We start from the raw sequence: 13,975 nt of genomic DNA on the forward strand, positions 1-13,975 counted from the left end.
CGTCTTATAGGTACTTAAACAGAAGATGAGAGTTAGGGTTCAAGATGATTAAAGTAATTAGTTTCAAAATCTGTCCGTTTGTCCAGCGTGTTACTGCTGCCCTGGAAGCAAAGCAAATTCCTTACGAAATTGAATATATCAGCCTGAAAGATAAGCCTCAGTGGTTCCTAGATCTGGCACCGAACGGTCAGGTTCCCGTTCTTGTCACTGAGTCGGGGACTGCGCTTTTTGAGTCAGATGCCATTATTGAGTATATCGAAGACGAGTTTGGCCCTATCGAAGCCGGCGTTAGCAACGAGCAGCGTGCCCTTGACCGAGCCTGGAGCTACCTGGGTTCAAAAAATTACCTGACTCAGTGCGGTACGATGAGTAGCAAAGACAAGGCAACGTTTGAAGATCGTGTCGAAAGGTTTACCAAGGCATTTGGCAAGGTTGAAGCGCACCTGTCGGGAGAAACCAAGTTTTTCAAATCAGAAGAGCTCAGCAATGTTGATTTGGCATGGCTGCCATTGCTTCACCGTGCGGCAATTATTAAAAAGCATACTGACTTTGACTTCTTGTGCGGGTTACCAAAAACCCAGGCTTGGCAGTCAGCTCTATTGGAAACAGGGATTGCTGAAAAAACGGTATCGGCAGATTTTGAGTCGCTATTTACTGACTTTTATCTGTCTAGCACCTACTTAGGCACCGGTGAAGATGTTCAACAAAGCAGTGTCTGTTCTTCAAGCAGCTGCTGCGGTTAATAGATCGCGAAAACATAATTACGCGTAGCGTACAAACGTTAAAACTAAGGCTGTGAACTTATAGGTTCATAGCCTTTTGTGGTTGTTGATGTTTCAGTGGTGGTGGCTTTGGCCAAAGGCCAGATACTTGCTTAAGATGATTCATGTAGATCCTTGAACCCCAGATCTCAGCCCCTAACACCTGACATAGTACAGAGAGAGTAAAATGAACTTGGAAGTAATTTGGAACGAATATCGAGCAAGTTTGAAGGCATTTTTGCATTCCAATGTTTCCAACCCTGATGATGTGGATGATCTCCTTCAGGAAATACTGATCAAGACTTATCACAACCTCAGTGAAGTGAAGGAGACGAAGAAGGTTAAGTCTTGGCTTTTTCAGGTGGCCAATAACTCGATAATTGATTTTTATCGTAAAAGGGCGAAAGGAAAGGATCTTACTCAGGATGAACTGTGGTACACCGAGGGAGGTATGACCGTCCACCAGCAGCTATCAACCTGTATTTTGCCTTTTATTCAGGCCCTGCCGGATGATGAAGCAGATATGCTGACATCAATCGATATTCACGGCCAGTCCCAGAAGGAGTATGCCGAGAAAAATGGCATGAAGTACTCGACGCTAAAATCACGGGTACAAAAAAGCCGGGACAAGATGACCATGCTGTTTAAAGAGTGCTGTGAACTGTCGATTGATAGCCGCGGGAATATCATGGATTTTCAAGCAAAAAGCAAACGATGCAAGCAGTGCTAGTTGTCTTAAATGCAGATAAATCATTTGGCGTATTTCTACAATACCTGGCTTCAAGCGACCTGTACGATGGCAGCCTTCAACAGAATGAGGAAGCCAAAACATGTCAAACGTATTCAAAGCCGCGTTTATTTTTGTCGCACCAGAAGCCAATCCGTCAACTGATTACTCTTGGGTTCGTACCAAGGAAGTACATGTAAAAAATATTGCAGTGTCCGGTTATAAAGAAGCATGCGAGCTTATTGATTCTTTGGTTGATGAAGGGATTAAGGCTGTAGAGCTGTGTGGCGGGTTTGGCCACCAGGGGGTTGCTGAAGTCGTGAAGGCTGCTGGTAGTCGCCTGCATGTCGGCGTCGTTCGCTTTGATAAACACCCGTGTCTGGACTTTGCCAGCGGTGATGAATTGTTTTTATCTTGATTGCTAATAGCCGCTTCTATTCGCTCTAGGGGCGGTATGATAAAGTCATTCCATGCAAACAAGACTAATTAGGCCAAGCTCACCGCTTGCTGGATATATAGCGCAGTATTGGATGTGGGAGCAAAGCTCTCCTTTGATGATACCCGATATACTGCCGGGGACCGGGGTTGAGATAATGCTTAATCTCGGCGCGCCACTGGTAATTGAATCTCCGGCATCAGCTCAGCTTAAATTCGGCAGCGGACTTGTGATATGTCCTCGTAGGTCTGCTTATAAGGTGAAGGTGACGGGAGCGACTAAATTGCTTTCAATTCGTTTTCGCTCTGCGGGTTTCTTCCAGTTATTTGGTATCCCTTTGACTACTATTGCCGATCAGGTTGTAGACGTCAGTCAAATAATGCCGAAAGAATTATTGCTGCGGATCATCGAGTCAGATTCGACTATTGAGGCGATAGCTTTGTTGGAAGTCTGGCTAATGCAGCAGATTGGACCTAGGTGTGCCGGTGCTTCTGAATTGGAGTGGGCAATAGATAGAATTTATTACCAAAGTAGCCATGATGTTATTGCTGATGTTAAGCGAAGTCTGAATATCAGCGAGCGAACATTTCAGCGTAAGTTCAAGGCTTATACCGGGGTCGATGCCAAATACTTTGAAAGGACGTCGCGCTTTCAATCAACGCTAAGGACGCTGTTAAGCGGATGCCATCACCAGTACACTGCTGTTGTATTAGAGCACGGCTATTACGACCAGCCCCATTTTATTAAGGACTGTAAGTACTTTACAGGCTTGACCCCTAAGCAATTCCTTACTGAAGATAACTTTGTGCTTAATCATTATAACAACGACATATATGCTTAATGTCTTCAAGCTCATAATCATCATCAGTCAGATGACTCATCAGGATGAACACGGATTTAGTCTGTCGACTTGGGATAATGCTGGATTTCATCAAGGATGCTTTTAGTCATAAACCACTGATTTAGAGGGCCTGAGCGCTATGTTCTGTAAATGTAAGAATCTGGCTTACAGTTTCATTATGGACTTAGAATTGTCCGACATAAGCCTTTCCTATCAACTCTACATCCTTGTTTAGTAAGTATTTATTGATAGAGGCAAGCATTTCTGTTTTATTCTCTTTAAGTGAACCTTTTATCGATAATAAATTAGAAGCATGGCTACCATCGACATACAAGTCTTGTAGGTTAATATGTTCCAGCAATATCTTTATTTCTTCCAGAACCTCATATGGATCGAGTAACTTAAAATCACCTTTGACTGTTTGTCTGAACAAAACAGTGCCTTCGATTGGTACAGTCGTTAATACCCCCAGTAGATAAGGTTTCATCTGATTAATTAACTGAGCTGTTTTTTTTGCGTGGATCTGTGAAAGTTCCCCTCGGCCTCCTAGTCCAATCATTACCATTGCGACTAATTTGATTCCGGACTTAACGATATTACTACCTGCTTCAAGCATCTCTTCGGCGGTTACGCCTTTACGTACTGCGGTGAGCACTTCATCAGAACCGGATTCCACTCCCAAATAGGTCATGGTCAAGCCTGCTTTTCTTAATTGCTTTAATTCTTTCTGCGTTTTGCTCAGTGTACTTTGGGGGCCTGCGTATGTACTTACATGATTTAGCTTTGGAAAAGCAGAATAAAGCTCGGATAGAATTTCTAATAGCATGCTTGTTGGAAGCGAAATAGCATCGCCATCGCTTAAGAATACTTTTTCAACTCTAGAGCCAATAGCCTTTTGGGCCATTTGTATATCTTCTTTAAGCTCTTCGATAGGCCGAACTCGATACCGGACATCTTTATACATCGCACAATAGGTACATTTGTTGTAAGAACAGCCAACAGTGCATTGCAAGATGTACGCATCAGCTTCTGGTGGCGGACGATAAATATTACCTTCGTATCTCATTTTTTACCTCATACTGAATTTTGAAACTGGTCATAATGAATGATTAACCAAGTAGATAAGGCTATTTATTTACTTAATTTAATCGGCTTATAGCTCTCTGATTTTCAAAAAAGCAGCCTTGGCATTTCGTTTCGGCTGCTTTTGATGTTTTTATTTTGCAAGTTCGGCAGCAGTGTCCACAAAGATACCTTGAATATCTTCTGCCTCCCGCTCAGTTTGACCTCCATGCTTAAGAAACGCAGTTATGATTGCTTGGGTCTTTTCCTCTTTTGCGCGCTCTAGGAAGTAGCGTAACTCTAATTCAGCACCAGCGTTTTCATCTTTAATTGATGTTTCGATGATGTCTTTGTACATCACGATATCGCGAATTTCTAACTGGCTAATAACGCCAAGGATTTGAGCCAAAAAGGCATCCATTTCTATTCTAGGTACATACTGAGTAATAATATTCAATGTTTCTGCTTGCTGAGCAGTAAAATCATTACCGACAAGCAGTGCTTGTAATGCTTTGTTTTTACCCATTCTTCTTGCAAAGTGAACCGCACCTTGGCCGCCGGTTGGGATATTGACGTGAATTTCCGGCTGAGCAAATGCTGAGTTTTCCGTGCCGTAGGCTAAATCGCAAGCCATGACAAATTCATTACCGCCCCCTCGGGCTACACCGTCTACAACGGCAACCGAGACTTGCTTCATTGCTTTGATATTGGCAATCATATGATTAAATTCTATTGATGCCGCCTGGCCACCCTGAGTTCCGTTGATCACATGCAGATCTAAGTGAGCTAAGAAGAATTGCTCGTGAAGTGATTTGAATACCACCACTTTTGTATCGCGATCATCTTTTAGTGATAACACAAATGTGTTGATTTCGTTGATCAGGTCAATTGTTAGAATATTCACTGGCGGATTATTGATAGTTACTGTTGCAATGCCGCTGTTATGGGTAATCGATAACTTGCTCATGGCATCTTCCTCACTTGGTTATATGGGCTTTATTCGTTTATGCCCTTAATGTGTAGCTACTATAAGTTTGTCTTGGTTGGAGAAAAATGCTCAAATTGGCACGTTATTGGTGCTGTTATCGCAACAAAGGGTGTGTATGGATTTTCCTAGTCGATTATTGCTGCTACTTGAAGTAGTAGAATTTGGCTCGTTTACTAAAGTGGCGGATCAAAGAAATGTTGATAGATCAGTTGTTTCGAAACATATAAGCCGATTGGAAGATGAGCTTGGTGTCCGGTTGCTAAACCGAACAACACGTTCACTATCATTAACCGCAGCTGGCAATGAAATGGTGAACCAGGCCAGATCATTACGGACTCTGTTAAGTGACACTTATCGGCTGGCACAGAATTACCATGCCGAGCCCAAAGGCGTATTGCGGATCACCAGTTCAACCTTGTTTGGTCGTCAATATGTTCAGCAAGCGGTGCTGGCATTTCAGCAACAATACCCCGATGTAGATATTGAGCTTTGTTTAGAAGATCGGGTTGTGGATATGGTAAGAGAAGGGTTTGATATTGGCTTTCGCATCGGCAAGCCGAAAAATTCGAGTTTGATTACTCGGAAAATAGCTCGTAACAGGTTATTGATTGTTGCATCCCCCGAGTTCATCCAAAAGCACGGAGAAATCAAAACTGTTGAGCAGTTGGAATCATTACCTGCTACGGTCTATGCTGCTCCGGGGCTTTTGATCGACAAATTCAAATATTTTGATGACAACAAAGAGAGTAAGCTCTTTCAGTTGAAGGTTGCTTATAAAGTGAATGATGTTGAAATGGTCACGACAAGTGCGGTAGCGGGGAACACGCTAGCTGTAGTAACTGCGCAGATGATTGAAAACGAAATCTTGGACGGTAAGCTCATCCCGATAATGACGCAGCTTCATTTAGACGATTTCGGGACTTTTTATGCTGTGTATCCTCACCGAGACGCCCCCATCAAAACTAAATTGTTTATAGATACGCTGAAATCCATCATCGGGGAAGATGTGCCTGTGTGGGAAAAGCATATCCCTAATTTTGAGGGGATGTATGGTGAGTGAGCTAGAGTAATTTTTTATATCCAAGCCGCTTAGTTCTGGTCTATCCAAAGCTTTGTAAAATCACACCATCCAATAGAGTTTATTTCTACGTTTCGAACCCTTGATGGGACGGTTAACATGAGATCTTCTGACTTTATGATCGCGAGTACGTTGCTGTCATAAAGTGTTTCAAGCAAGCTATCGAGTAATGCCTCCCGCTGAACAAGGGACACACAACTGCGAACTGATTGCAAAACGAGCAGTAAATTCTCATGTTGCTTCCAAGTCAGGTTTTTATCCCAATAAGGGTAAAGTTTAAAGAAGGCGAATAAACTGGTTGCTCGATCACCTTCTAGCCGAATACCGCCGATAGCTAGATCTTGGTTTGAGAGGGTATGCCCGTACACGACCTGACTGCCCGATGGCTTAGCGCTTGTTGGCGAGCTTATATTCATTAACTTATTAGCAAAGCTGCGGTTGTCATTGTTATTCTCGTAACTAAATGAAATTGGGAAGGGCAAGTGAAAAGAAGCGACGTTATTATTTTCTAATAGCCTAAGCAGTGCTTTTTTTGTGGCTCTGGTTTGTAAATCTCGATGATTTAAGAGAATAAAGAAGTACCCAATATTGGTCGTAGATACCTTATAGTTTTTCTCATCACCATCGAGGAAAAAGAAATTTTCGGCACATTTTTTATCCAGAGCCCATTCTTGATGAATCCAAATTTCGATTTGTTCAATTAGTGCATTCTGACCGTTGTAGAAATTGTTTCTCTTAAGCCGGAGCACTTTATTCGAGTTAATATCAACGATAAATGGACCAGAACCAATAGGAATGTAGGTCCCCTCTGGTTGGTAGATATTGCGGTGAGGAATAATCGAAGTTTCGGCTCTGCTTAGCAAGTAAGGTAAACAGGGATCTGCATCCTTTAAAGTGATAACTACGCAGTGCAGTGAAGCCGTTTCTATTACATTGATGTGATCATAAAGTCGCTGCCAATATGAAGATAGAGTCAAAGCTTTGAGGCTTTCAACGACATCTGCCGCAGTCACTGGGGATTGGTCATGAAATGTTGCCCCAGTTCTCAGATGAAAGGTCCATCGCGTATGGTCTTTATCACTTTCCCAGTGGTGAGCAAGTTCTCCTTTGAGCTCAGAGCCATGATAAGTTACCAGTGTCTGGAATACCTCGTGAATCAGGTGCCTTTCTGTCCGCTCCATTGAGTGATGAGGGTGTAACCAGCCTAGCTTTCTATGAAAGGGGGCATATATAGTTTTCTCACTATGGCTGGATGCCTGACCCAAATAATGCTTTAAACCGAAAGCAACGTTACGTCCATTGAAACCAATGAGCTGATGTGCCAGCTCATATTTTTCTTGCTTAATGGCAATATCTACCGCCTGATAGCACGCCTGAATAGGTTCGATATGACAGTTAAGTTCTCCTTTCTGTCCACGCCCTTTTATTGGATGCCAAGTTAACCAATTGTTTTCAGACATTTGTTTGAGTAACGTGCGAGCGTGTCTGTCACTGCAGTTGAAAGCGCTAGCAATGTCGCCAATGGTGATCTTGTTAGCACCGGGCCCTACTTTCTTAAATAGACCTTCATAGAGTTCTAATTTACGTTTGCTCATCTTTGCTCGAGATACCTTTGTTTAGGCTGTTGTTCCGACATTTGTGTTTGAGTAGTACTGAGAGCCGAGGTGTTCTCCCAAAACTTGTTTGTATCGAATATTTCGTTTAGACGCTGAACTCTTTCAGCTGGCGATAAATAAAACAGCCGAGCCCAAAAGCCTTGGGTTTTATCATATTTATAAGTGGATTGGATATAGTTTGCAACGTAGTCATAGATAGTCATCATGTTTACCTTCTGAACTGGAACATAGGCAGACTATATGATTCGAGGAAAATAAAACCGGAACAGATTTCTGCACTGTTCCGGTTTTATTGTTCAGGAAAAAGTTAAATGCTTTGAAGACAGTGTATGAGCCAATGTAGGCCTTTAACCAAACATTGTGTTATAAGAGCCGGTAAATAGAGGCGAAATCCCATGAGTGCGTATCTACACCACATATGACAAACCAACGCTTTCTTCTAATAAGACGACTCATTGCCAGAAGTGTCCAGATTAAGCACTTAGTCAGGAAAAATAACAATACCCAGCGCTTCGAGAAGCTGTGCTTGTTGCCAGGCGGCAATTTTAATACCCGATGTATCGACTTTGCGAGGATCTAAGCCATCGAGTTCAGCGTGGCATAAATTTGCGCCCTGTAGGCTGAATTGTCCCCAGACATCTTCGGAAAAAACACCTCGACTTAAGTCTGACTCTTTCAGTGATGCCCCCGCGAGGTGAGTACCTATCCAGCGATTCTCAAACAGTTCACACTTTTCCAAACAAAGCCGCTCCATATTGGCATAGGAAAGGTTACATCCAGTTATAAAGGCAGAGCAAAAGTACATTCGATTACTTACCTGGTTGGCAAAATTTGCCCGGGAAAAGTTGGCCCCCTTCAAGTCACACTCGCGTAACTCAATACCGTAGCAATTGGCGTTACTAAAATTAGCCATTGAAAGCTGGCATTGTTGGAAACTAGCATCGCGAAGATCTGCGACATCAAAGTGGCAGCCTTCGATATCACCTTGTTCAATGAACTTACAGTTAACGAATGTTGTATCGCGTAAGTTAGTACGTCGAAAATCGCAGCGAATAAAAGTGCAAGTGGTAAAAGAGAGATCGCTTAAGTCTTGATGAGAAAAGCTGTGGTGCCGATAGGTATGATTGTAAGTTTCCATGAGGGCTCCTTGTATGAACTGAAAGCAAGACTACCACTATATTCATACGGGAACACTATAATAAAACCTCATAAAATCATGGCGTTAAAGATGCTTGATTTGCCTGTTTTAAGGGGTTAAATTGGCACGTGGCACCCTTTTCGCTCGCCTAATAATATGCGGCGTCGTTGAAAAAAGTTAACCGCCTTATATTGAGATAGACGAGCCTGCCCAAGGGCAATGAGTGCAGCGTTAAAGGTGAACCAGCGGCTCGCCTATATGTTTTGTGTGATTATTTTGACATGCTTTTTGACTTAATGGACCGTGCGGGATTACCAGCAACTCGGTCGCCGGGAGCGACATCCCGAGTAACCACAGAGCCGGCGCCAATTACCGCTTCGGCTCCGATTGTGATCCCTGGCATCAAGATGGCACCACCGCCAATCCAGACATTATCTTCGATTACTACAGGGTGAGCCGTTTCATCTCCTGCCAAACGTCGTTCAGCGTCAAGGGCGTGTGCGGCGGTATAAATTTGCACTCTCGGGCCTATCATTACGCCTGAGCCTATATCCACTCGACCATTATCTAGAATGACAGCATCCCAGTTGATATAGCTACCGTTACCAACGGATAGATGGCAGCCATAAGTGAGGCGTAGAGGCGGTTGGATGCAGGAATCTTCGCCTAAAGAAATCCCCAGCTCAATAAGCAGTTGTCTTTGAGTCGCGGTATCGGGTTCATGATTGAAGCGAAATATTAGTGCAGAAGTGCGATCCCGCATTGCCTGCAATTCATCATCCAGGCAGTTATAAGTTTCTCCGGCCTGCATTCGAATCAGTTCTGACATATCAAAGCCCTTACAAAGAGTCTGTAACAAGGTAAACAATGATATAGCAGACGCTATACCCAATCAAATTAAGGGCTTAATCTTAAGTGGTTGAAAATTATCACTAATTATGCAAGTTGAAATATCGGTGAATAAGTGTTGTGACTTGACTCATAAACGAGCAGGTAAAGGAGGCTTGAGCCGTATGCAGTGAAAGTTGCACGTACGGTTCTTATATCTCAACCAGCTAAAGAAAAGCACCGAGAAGCTATACAATACTCGACTTGCGAGGTCGCAGCATGGGATACTCATTCACAGGAAACCTTAAAGTAGCCACATATGTCTAAAGATTTTGATTTCACCACAGAATACACCCTCGACAAGGCCTTTTTTGCAGAGTGTTATGATCAAACTAGTCGTCCTGCTGAATTTCCCCAAGCCTATTTAAAAGGAATACTTTTTCTTTTTTTTGGGGTGGTTTTAGTAAAATTTGAGCTACTACCCAGCGGTTACGTTGGTTGGTTTTTTATTGTTTTGAGTATTATTGAGGCGTTTAGTGTTTATTTTAAGAGAACCTGGTGGTTATGGCGACAAACACTCAGCATGAGCTCTGGCAGCAAAGTGGTATTTCATGTTGACTCTAACGGTGTGAGTTATAAAAGCGGTAAAAACACCCGTAATATCGCCTGGAGTGAAATCGACCAACTTCAACAAAGCGATTTAGGTTTTATCCTTCATATGGGTAAACAGCGCCAATATGTCAGTAAATCTTGCTTAAATGATGAAGTGATCGCGTTCATGGTAGAGCAGCACGCAGTATCAAAATGAACTAGCGTCAATGCGCGCAAAATAGAGGTAATGAAACGAATACGGTTAGGTCTTTCATTTTGCTTTTGATTAGAATGGTTGAGCTTCTAGCTAGGGGTGCAGCAACTGAGGTTATCCGAGTTTACTCTGTAATATGAAGTTCGGAACAAGGTTTTGTCCAAATCTAAGCTAGAAGGTGATGCTCATTTTCGGGAGTAAGTACGTTAGTAGTTGTACCGTTATGCGAGTTACTTAACGACTATCTCCTCAGTATTTTAAGTAAATCTCCTTGTTCGATATGGCACATACACTATTGCTGATACCGTGTGCTTATGCTTAACCGAGATTCACGCCATTCTTGATGTTTGGCTTGATTTCGGTTCAAGGCAGGTATGGATGCCCTAAAGCAAGATGTGTTAACCGAAACTCGCCGCTTTGATGCAGAGTGCGTAATAGACGAAATGGACTCTGACCAAATCACGCGGTTTGGTATTGGGAGTGATGCTCTGGTTAATACTGGCTTTTCCCGATTTAAAAACCTTGTTTCAGAAGTTAAAAAAGAGTGAAAGCATAAAGTGTGACGCTGAATGTCACGTTCAGCGTAACGTGACGTTTATGGATTGTAACGTGTCTTTCAGTGAACAATTGGAGACACAAACATGCAGTCAGCATCACAAGACCCAGTTGATGGGCGGTGTGTTCTGTAAGCGTAAGGAGCAGGCTTTTCAGCCTCACTATGAGGTGTCGATTCTGATACTAGACAAGCCAGTATTGCGCGAGCGAGCTTGTTAGGGCGCTTAAAGGTGTCGCGATTGCGGGTAAAGCAATCATCACCCGCTACATGAGTGGCGCATAGCGTTTTAGGTGCCATGCGTGCCTTAACTTGGAGTTCTGTGAATAAGTGTATTCTAGTCATTTGATGTTAAACAATGCCATGTTACTGGACCTACGATACCATCGATGGCAGTATTCTTTTGCTCTTGAAAGGCCATTACAGCAGACTTCGTTTGTTGCCCAAAGATGCCATCTTCAACTAGTGCTATCTGTTGTTTTTGGTTTAGAAGCTTTTGAAGTGCTAAAACGGCAGCCCCTCTTGATGTAAGTTTTAATGTCTCTTGGTAGATATTTGATGGATTTTCTGTGGGCTGAGCATTGGGAGCAAAGTCCATTTCACCAAAATTGCTTAGGCCAAGTATTTTTTGGTAATCAAAAACCGGACAGTTTTTATCTGATACCTCACGATGGCCTCGAAATACAATTTGCTCCTCATAAGCTTTATTGATTAGCTTGCATAAATCGATCAAAGATTCGAATTGCTTCTTAGTGAAGAGCTCCTTTTTTAATCCATGAAGACAAATAGCTATTGAGTTTTTGTTATGACCACTTTGTGCAGCAGGTATTTTCTCAAGATCTCGGCCTACATCTAGCTGTCCATTTTTTCGAATAAAATAGTGGTAGCCAACATCTTGCCAACCTCTCTCTAGGTGCCATTTTCTCATCGTTTCTACATTATCGTGTTGAGGGTAGTCACTTGCACTGCAATGGATGAACACTTTCTCTATATGGCGATTGGGTTTTATGAATGTCATAGGTAATCCTCCATTTTTAAAGAAATGAAATTGTCATCTTAGATAAATTACATTCTAAATCTGACTTAACTTAGAGCCCGTTTTTTTATCGAGAGTGCCATTTTTTATCTGGAGGTCATGCAATGTTTGAAATGCTTTAACCGCATTTTGAGTCTTCTTTCCAAAGTCACCGTCAATGATAAGGCCTGATTTTAGGTGATGGTTGAGAGCGGCTTGAAGCTCTTCAACAACTTTACCATGGGCACCAAGGGAAAGTTCCCCTCTGAATACAAAACGTTTAGGTTTGTATTCATCAGAAAGGTGTATCCGTGTGGCTAGTTTTACTTCTATAGTCGATTGGCTTGATTGGTTGGTGTTCACTAATGCAACAAGCTTTGCTGTATTCTTGCTTATTGTTGTATTTAGCTTGATGCCAATATCGACGTCTCCTTTGAAGCCCATATTCCCACTCATACGAAGTACGTCAGAGATAGTGGAATATAGTATATTCCCAATATCTACGGCTTCTAACTCTGTTTTAGTCATTACCTGATCCTCCAATCACTTGGATATCTGTATTTATTGTTCCCTTCAAATTTATAGATATCCCACCATCATTTGATTGTTTAAGTTTATCCGCTTCTAAATTACATTTGAGGTCGAGTTCAAAATTAAGGTCACCTATTATCAAAGCTCGGGCTCTGTCTTTTGCCACACTACTTGAACTTTCATTTACTCGGCTTATCGATTTTTGTAGAGATACTAATATTTGCTCTAAAGACTTGGGTTCTAAATTGTCCAATTTTTCATTTTCATTTTGCATAGTGTTGTATCCTTATTTCGACTCAGCTTTGAGCAACATTGGTATGTGGAATGTTGATCTTCCCCAATTTTTTTATCGCATTGTCAAGATCTCCGGTGTTATCTAAAGTATTGATTCCAAGCATATTTAGATAATCTTTTAGAGAGGTTTCAGTATCATTTGTAAGGTTGTAAATCGCTTGAGCCTGTAAAGTGCTTTCTGTAGTGGTTTCCTTGGTGAAGCCAAATGAGCCGCTTCCGTGAATCATTCCAATACCTAAGCCTAAAGATACGCCACCCTCGGTTCTCTCTATTGAGGCGATTCGCATTGAAAGTGAGAGGGATAGTTGGGCAGACATTTTCCATGATGGAGCTAGTTTGAGGTGTTCATTGATGATTTTCCTGCTGACATCCTCAGGCTCACCTTTAATAAGCTTTGTCAGGTCGGTTAACCATTTCATCCATATATATCGCTGTGTAGCGGATGCTTGAACAACGGCATCAGCAGGAGCGGTGAGGAGTGTGGAGATAATGTTTGAGAGGTTTTCAGTAGCCATCATCTTTCCTTATCACAATAAGTTAATAGATAGGGCACGACCATACAGCCTACTCACTGCCAATAAAGGCAGGTAAAGTCTGTCCGTTTTTTAACCGCTTAAAGCTAGTCAAGCACAGTTTGTTTAATTAAAATGTGATAGATGCTAGATAATATGCTACTGGGTGATTATTGATTGACTCGATATCAAGATGAGAGTTAAGAGTAAAATGTCTGAAAAATATGCTACACAGGATTTCAAAAAACCAAGATTGCAAGCGTTCACTAACCCTGTGCGTCGCATGTAACATGCGGTTCGCTTCGAGGGTGAACAATCAGCAAAGCGATTAGGAGTCGCCCAGCTCTTCCCTTCATAATCAATGGTGCATTGTACCTTGTAGGATATATTTCTGCTTGGGCGTACAAGGTAAATGCCAACGAGTCAGAGCGCGGTACTCTGCCATTGATGTTAGGCTCCTTTATTAGTAGATACAAGGAAGCCTGGTGACCCTGTCACCTTTGTTTGTGCTTTTTCGAACTGACACTAGCAGTGTTATTGGGCTGATTGAATACTCAGAGCTCGATAATGTGTGAGGGTATTACCTTCAAAACATAAATTATTGCTGGCTAGGCTTTCAATAAAGGGTAAAGGTTCAAAGAGTTGCTCAATATGGAAGACGCCAGGTTCAAATGAAGATATGTGGAGCTCTTCAGCGACTTTGGCTGCGACTAATCCGGTAATGTGCCCTTCGCCATTTCCACTGACAGAGCATTCATATAGGATGCCTGTATCCCGAGATCTTCCCGCT

17 protein-coding genes are annotated in these 13,975 nt (G+C 42.4%); 8 read left to right on the top strand and 9 right to left on the bottom strand.

Annotation, left to right across the window (positions count from 1 at the left end):
• Positions 1 to 44: 44 nt before the first annotated feature.
• The 4 genes from EDI28_RS07870 to EDI28_RS07885 all read left to right on the top strand — a co-directional run bounded on the left by EDI28_RS07870 (position 45) and on the right by EDI28_RS07885 (position 2,765).
• Complete coding sequence (locus EDI28_RS07870; protein WP_128783298.1) at positions 45 to 743, top strand: glutathione S-transferase family protein; 699 nt, start codon at positions 45 to 47, stop codon at positions 741 to 743.
• A 205-nt stretch (positions 744 to 948) separates the two neighbouring features.
• Positions 949 to 1,491 (top strand): RNA polymerase sigma factor SigZ, encoded by a 543-nt coding sequence (gene sigZ, locus EDI28_RS07875; RefSeq protein ID WP_128783299.1) that lies wholly within the window; start codon positions 949 to 951, stop codon positions 1,489 to 1,491.
• A gap of 100 nt (positions 1,492 to 1,591) precedes the next feature.
• Positions 1,592 to 1,906: a DUF6506 family protein gene (locus tag EDI28_RS07880; RefSeq protein WP_128783300.1), complete on the top strand. Its 315-nt coding sequence runs from the start codon at positions 1,592 to 1,594 to the stop codon at positions 1,904 to 1,906.
• 52 nt (positions 1,907 to 1,958) lie between these two features.
• Positions 1,959 to 2,765 carry a helix-turn-helix domain-containing protein gene (locus EDI28_RS07885; protein ID WP_128783301.1) on the top strand — a complete coding sequence of 269 codons (807 nt, stop codon included), beginning with the start codon at positions 1,959 to 1,961 and terminating at the stop codon, positions 2,763 to 2,765.
• 184 nt (positions 2,766 to 2,949) lie between these two features.
• On the opposite strand, the gene EDI28_RS07890 is transcribed toward EDI28_RS07885, so the two are convergent.
• Together EDI28_RS07890 and EDI28_RS07895 are read right to left on the bottom strand one after the other, a co-directional pair.
• Entirely contained in the window at positions 2,950 to 3,831 is an 882-nt protein-coding gene (locus tag EDI28_RS07890; RefSeq protein ID WP_128783302.1) for a radical SAM protein, read from the bottom strand.
• A 150-nt stretch (positions 3,832 to 3,981) separates the two neighbouring features.
• Positions 3,982 to 4,794: an enoyl-CoA hydratase/isomerase family protein gene (locus EDI28_RS07895; protein ID WP_128783303.1), complete on the bottom strand. Its 813-nt coding sequence runs from the start codon at positions 4,792 to 4,794 to the stop codon at positions 3,982 to 3,984.
• Between the two features lie 136 nt (positions 4,795 to 4,930).
• Between EDI28_RS07895 and EDI28_RS07900 the strand changes: the two genes are divergently transcribed.
• Positions 4,931 to 5,875: a LysR family transcriptional regulator gene (locus EDI28_RS07900; protein WP_128783304.1), complete on the top strand. Its 945-nt coding sequence runs from the start codon at positions 4,931 to 4,933 to the stop codon at positions 5,873 to 5,875.
• A 29-nt stretch (positions 5,876 to 5,904) separates the two neighbouring features.
• On the opposite strand, the gene EDI28_RS07905 is transcribed toward EDI28_RS07900, so the two are convergent.
• From EDI28_RS07905 to EDI28_RS07920, 3 genes are all read right to left on the bottom strand, one after another.
• Positions 5,905 to 7,488 (bottom strand): SgrR family transcriptional regulator, encoded by a 1,584-nt coding sequence (locus EDI28_RS07905; RefSeq protein WP_128783305.1) that lies wholly within the window; start codon positions 7,486 to 7,488, stop codon positions 5,905 to 5,907.
• A 502-nt stretch (positions 7,489 to 7,990) separates the two neighbouring features.
• Positions 7,991 to 8,647, bottom strand: coding sequence for a QnrS family quinolone resistance pentapeptide repeat protein (locus tag EDI28_RS07915; RefSeq protein WP_128783307.1), 657 nt, complete (start codon positions 8,645 to 8,647; stop codon positions 7,991 to 7,993).
• Between the two features lie 271 nt (positions 8,648 to 8,918).
• On the bottom strand, positions 8,919 to 9,476 hold the full coding sequence (locus EDI28_RS07920) for a sugar O-acetyltransferase (protein WP_128783308.1): 558 nt from the start codon (positions 9,474 to 9,476) through the stop codon (positions 8,919 to 8,921).
• A gap of 318 nt (positions 9,477 to 9,794) precedes the next feature.
• Between EDI28_RS07920 and EDI28_RS07925 the strand changes: the two genes are divergently transcribed.
• From EDI28_RS07925 to EDI28_RS27295, 3 genes are all read left to right on the top strand, one after another.
• Entirely contained in the window at positions 9,795 to 10,283 is a 489-nt protein-coding gene (locus EDI28_RS07925) for a YcxB family protein (RefSeq protein WP_128783309.1), read from the top strand.
• Positions 10,284 to 10,654: 371 nt separating this feature from the next.
• A complete protein-coding gene (locus EDI28_RS26885) occupies positions 10,655 to 10,828 on the top strand; it encodes a hypothetical protein (protein WP_164918500.1) in 174 nt (57 codons plus the stop codon).
• A gap of 49 nt (positions 10,829 to 10,877) precedes the next feature.
• Entirely contained in the window at positions 10,878 to 11,054 is a 177-nt protein-coding gene (locus EDI28_RS27295) for a hypothetical protein (RefSeq protein WP_233353310.1), read from the top strand.
• A gap of 116 nt (positions 11,055 to 11,170) precedes the next feature.
• Here EDI28_RS27295 and EDI28_RS07935 read toward each other — a convergent pair whose 3' ends face one another.
• The 4 genes from EDI28_RS07935 to EDI28_RS07950 are packed head-to-tail and all read right to left on the bottom strand — an operon-like array spanning position 11,171 to position 13,188.
• The gene (locus tag EDI28_RS07935; protein ID WP_128783310.1) at positions 11,171 to 11,851 is read right to left on the bottom strand and encodes a peptidoglycan recognition protein family protein; all 681 of its coding nucleotides are present in this window, start codon (positions 11,849 to 11,851) and stop codon (positions 11,171 to 11,173) included.
• Positions 11,852 to 11,905: 54 nt separating this feature from the next.
• On the bottom strand, positions 11,906 to 12,376 hold the full coding sequence (locus EDI28_RS07940) for a peptidoglycan-binding domain-containing protein (RefSeq protein ID WP_128783311.1): 471 nt from the start codon (positions 12,374 to 12,376) through the stop codon (positions 11,906 to 11,908).
• Entirely contained in the window at positions 12,369 to 12,653 is a 285-nt protein-coding gene (locus tag EDI28_RS07945) for a hypothetical protein (protein WP_128783312.1), read from the bottom strand. Before EDI28_RS07945 ends, EDI28_RS07940 begins: the two co-directional genes overlap by 8 nt.
• Positions 12,654 to 12,675: 22 nt before the next feature.
• Positions 12,676 to 13,188 carry a phage tail tape measure protein gene (locus EDI28_RS07950; protein WP_128783313.1) on the bottom strand — a complete coding sequence of 171 codons (513 nt, stop codon included), beginning with the start codon at positions 13,186 to 13,188 and terminating at the stop codon, positions 12,676 to 12,678.
• Positions 13,189 to 13,975 lie beyond the last annotated feature (787 nt).

Source organism: Photobacterium chitinilyticum (assembly GCF_004104355.1).
Taxonomy (GTDB): domain Bacteria; phylum Pseudomonadota; class Gammaproteobacteria; order Enterobacterales; family Vibrionaceae; genus Photobacterium; species Photobacterium chitinilyticum.

Coding starts and splice junctions, on each gene's coding strand:
- EDI28_RS07880 (WP_128783300.1), top strand. CDS start 1,592: ATGTCAAACGTATTCAAAGCCGCGTTTATTTTTGTCGCACCAGAAGCC.
- EDI28_RS07950 (WP_128783313.1), bottom strand. CDS start 13,188: ATGGCTACTGAAAACCTCTCAAACATTATCTCCACACTCCTCACCGCT.
- EDI28_RS07895 (WP_128783303.1), bottom strand. CDS start 4,794: ATGAGCAAGTTATCGATTACCCATAACAGCGGCATTGCAACAGTAACT.
- EDI28_RS07915 (WP_128783307.1), bottom strand. CDS start 8,647: ATGGAAACTTACAATCATACCTATCGGCACCACAGCTTTTCTCATCAA.
- EDI28_RS07935 (WP_128783310.1), bottom strand. CDS start 11,851: ATGACATTCATAAAACCCAATCGCCATATAGAGAAAGTGTTCATCCAT.
- EDI28_RS07945 (WP_128783312.1), bottom strand. CDS start 12,653: ATGCAAAATGAAAATGAAAAATTGGACAATTTAGAACCCAAGTCTTTA.
- EDI28_RS07925 (WP_128783309.1), top strand. CDS start 9,795: ATGTCTAAAGATTTTGATTTCACCACAGAATACACCCTCGACAAGGCC.
- EDI28_RS27295 (WP_233353310.1), top strand. CDS start 10,878: ATGGATTGTAACGTGTCTTTCAGTGAACAATTGGAGACACAAACATGC.
- EDI28_RS07870 (WP_128783298.1), top strand. CDS start 45: ATGATTAAAGTAATTAGTTTCAAAATCTGTCCGTTTGTCCAGCGTGTT.
- sigZ (WP_128783299.1), top strand. CDS start 949: ATGAACTTGGAAGTAATTTGGAACGAATATCGAGCAAGTTTGAAGGCA.
- EDI28_RS26885 (WP_164918500.1), top strand. CDS start 10,655: ATGGATGCCCTAAAGCAAGATGTGTTAACCGAAACTCGCCGCTTTGAT.
- EDI28_RS07905 (WP_128783305.1), bottom strand. CDS start 7,488: ATGAGCAAACGTAAATTAGAACTCTATGAAGGTCTATTTAAGAAAGTA.
- EDI28_RS07885 (WP_128783301.1), top strand. CDS start 1,959: ATGCAAACAAGACTAATTAGGCCAAGCTCACCGCTTGCTGGATATATA.
- EDI28_RS07940 (WP_128783311.1), bottom strand. CDS start 12,376: ATGACTAAAACAGAGTTAGAAGCCGTAGATATTGGGAATATACTATAT.
- EDI28_RS07890 (WP_128783302.1), bottom strand. CDS start 3,831: ATGAGATACGAAGGTAATATTTATCGTCCGCCACCAGAAGCTGATGCG.
- EDI28_RS07920 (WP_128783308.1), bottom strand. CDS start 9,476: ATGTCAGAACTGATTCGAATGCAGGCCGGAGAAACTTATAACTGCCTG.
- EDI28_RS07900 (WP_128783304.1), top strand. CDS start 4,931: ATGGATTTTCCTAGTCGATTATTGCTGCTACTTGAAGTAGTAGAATTT.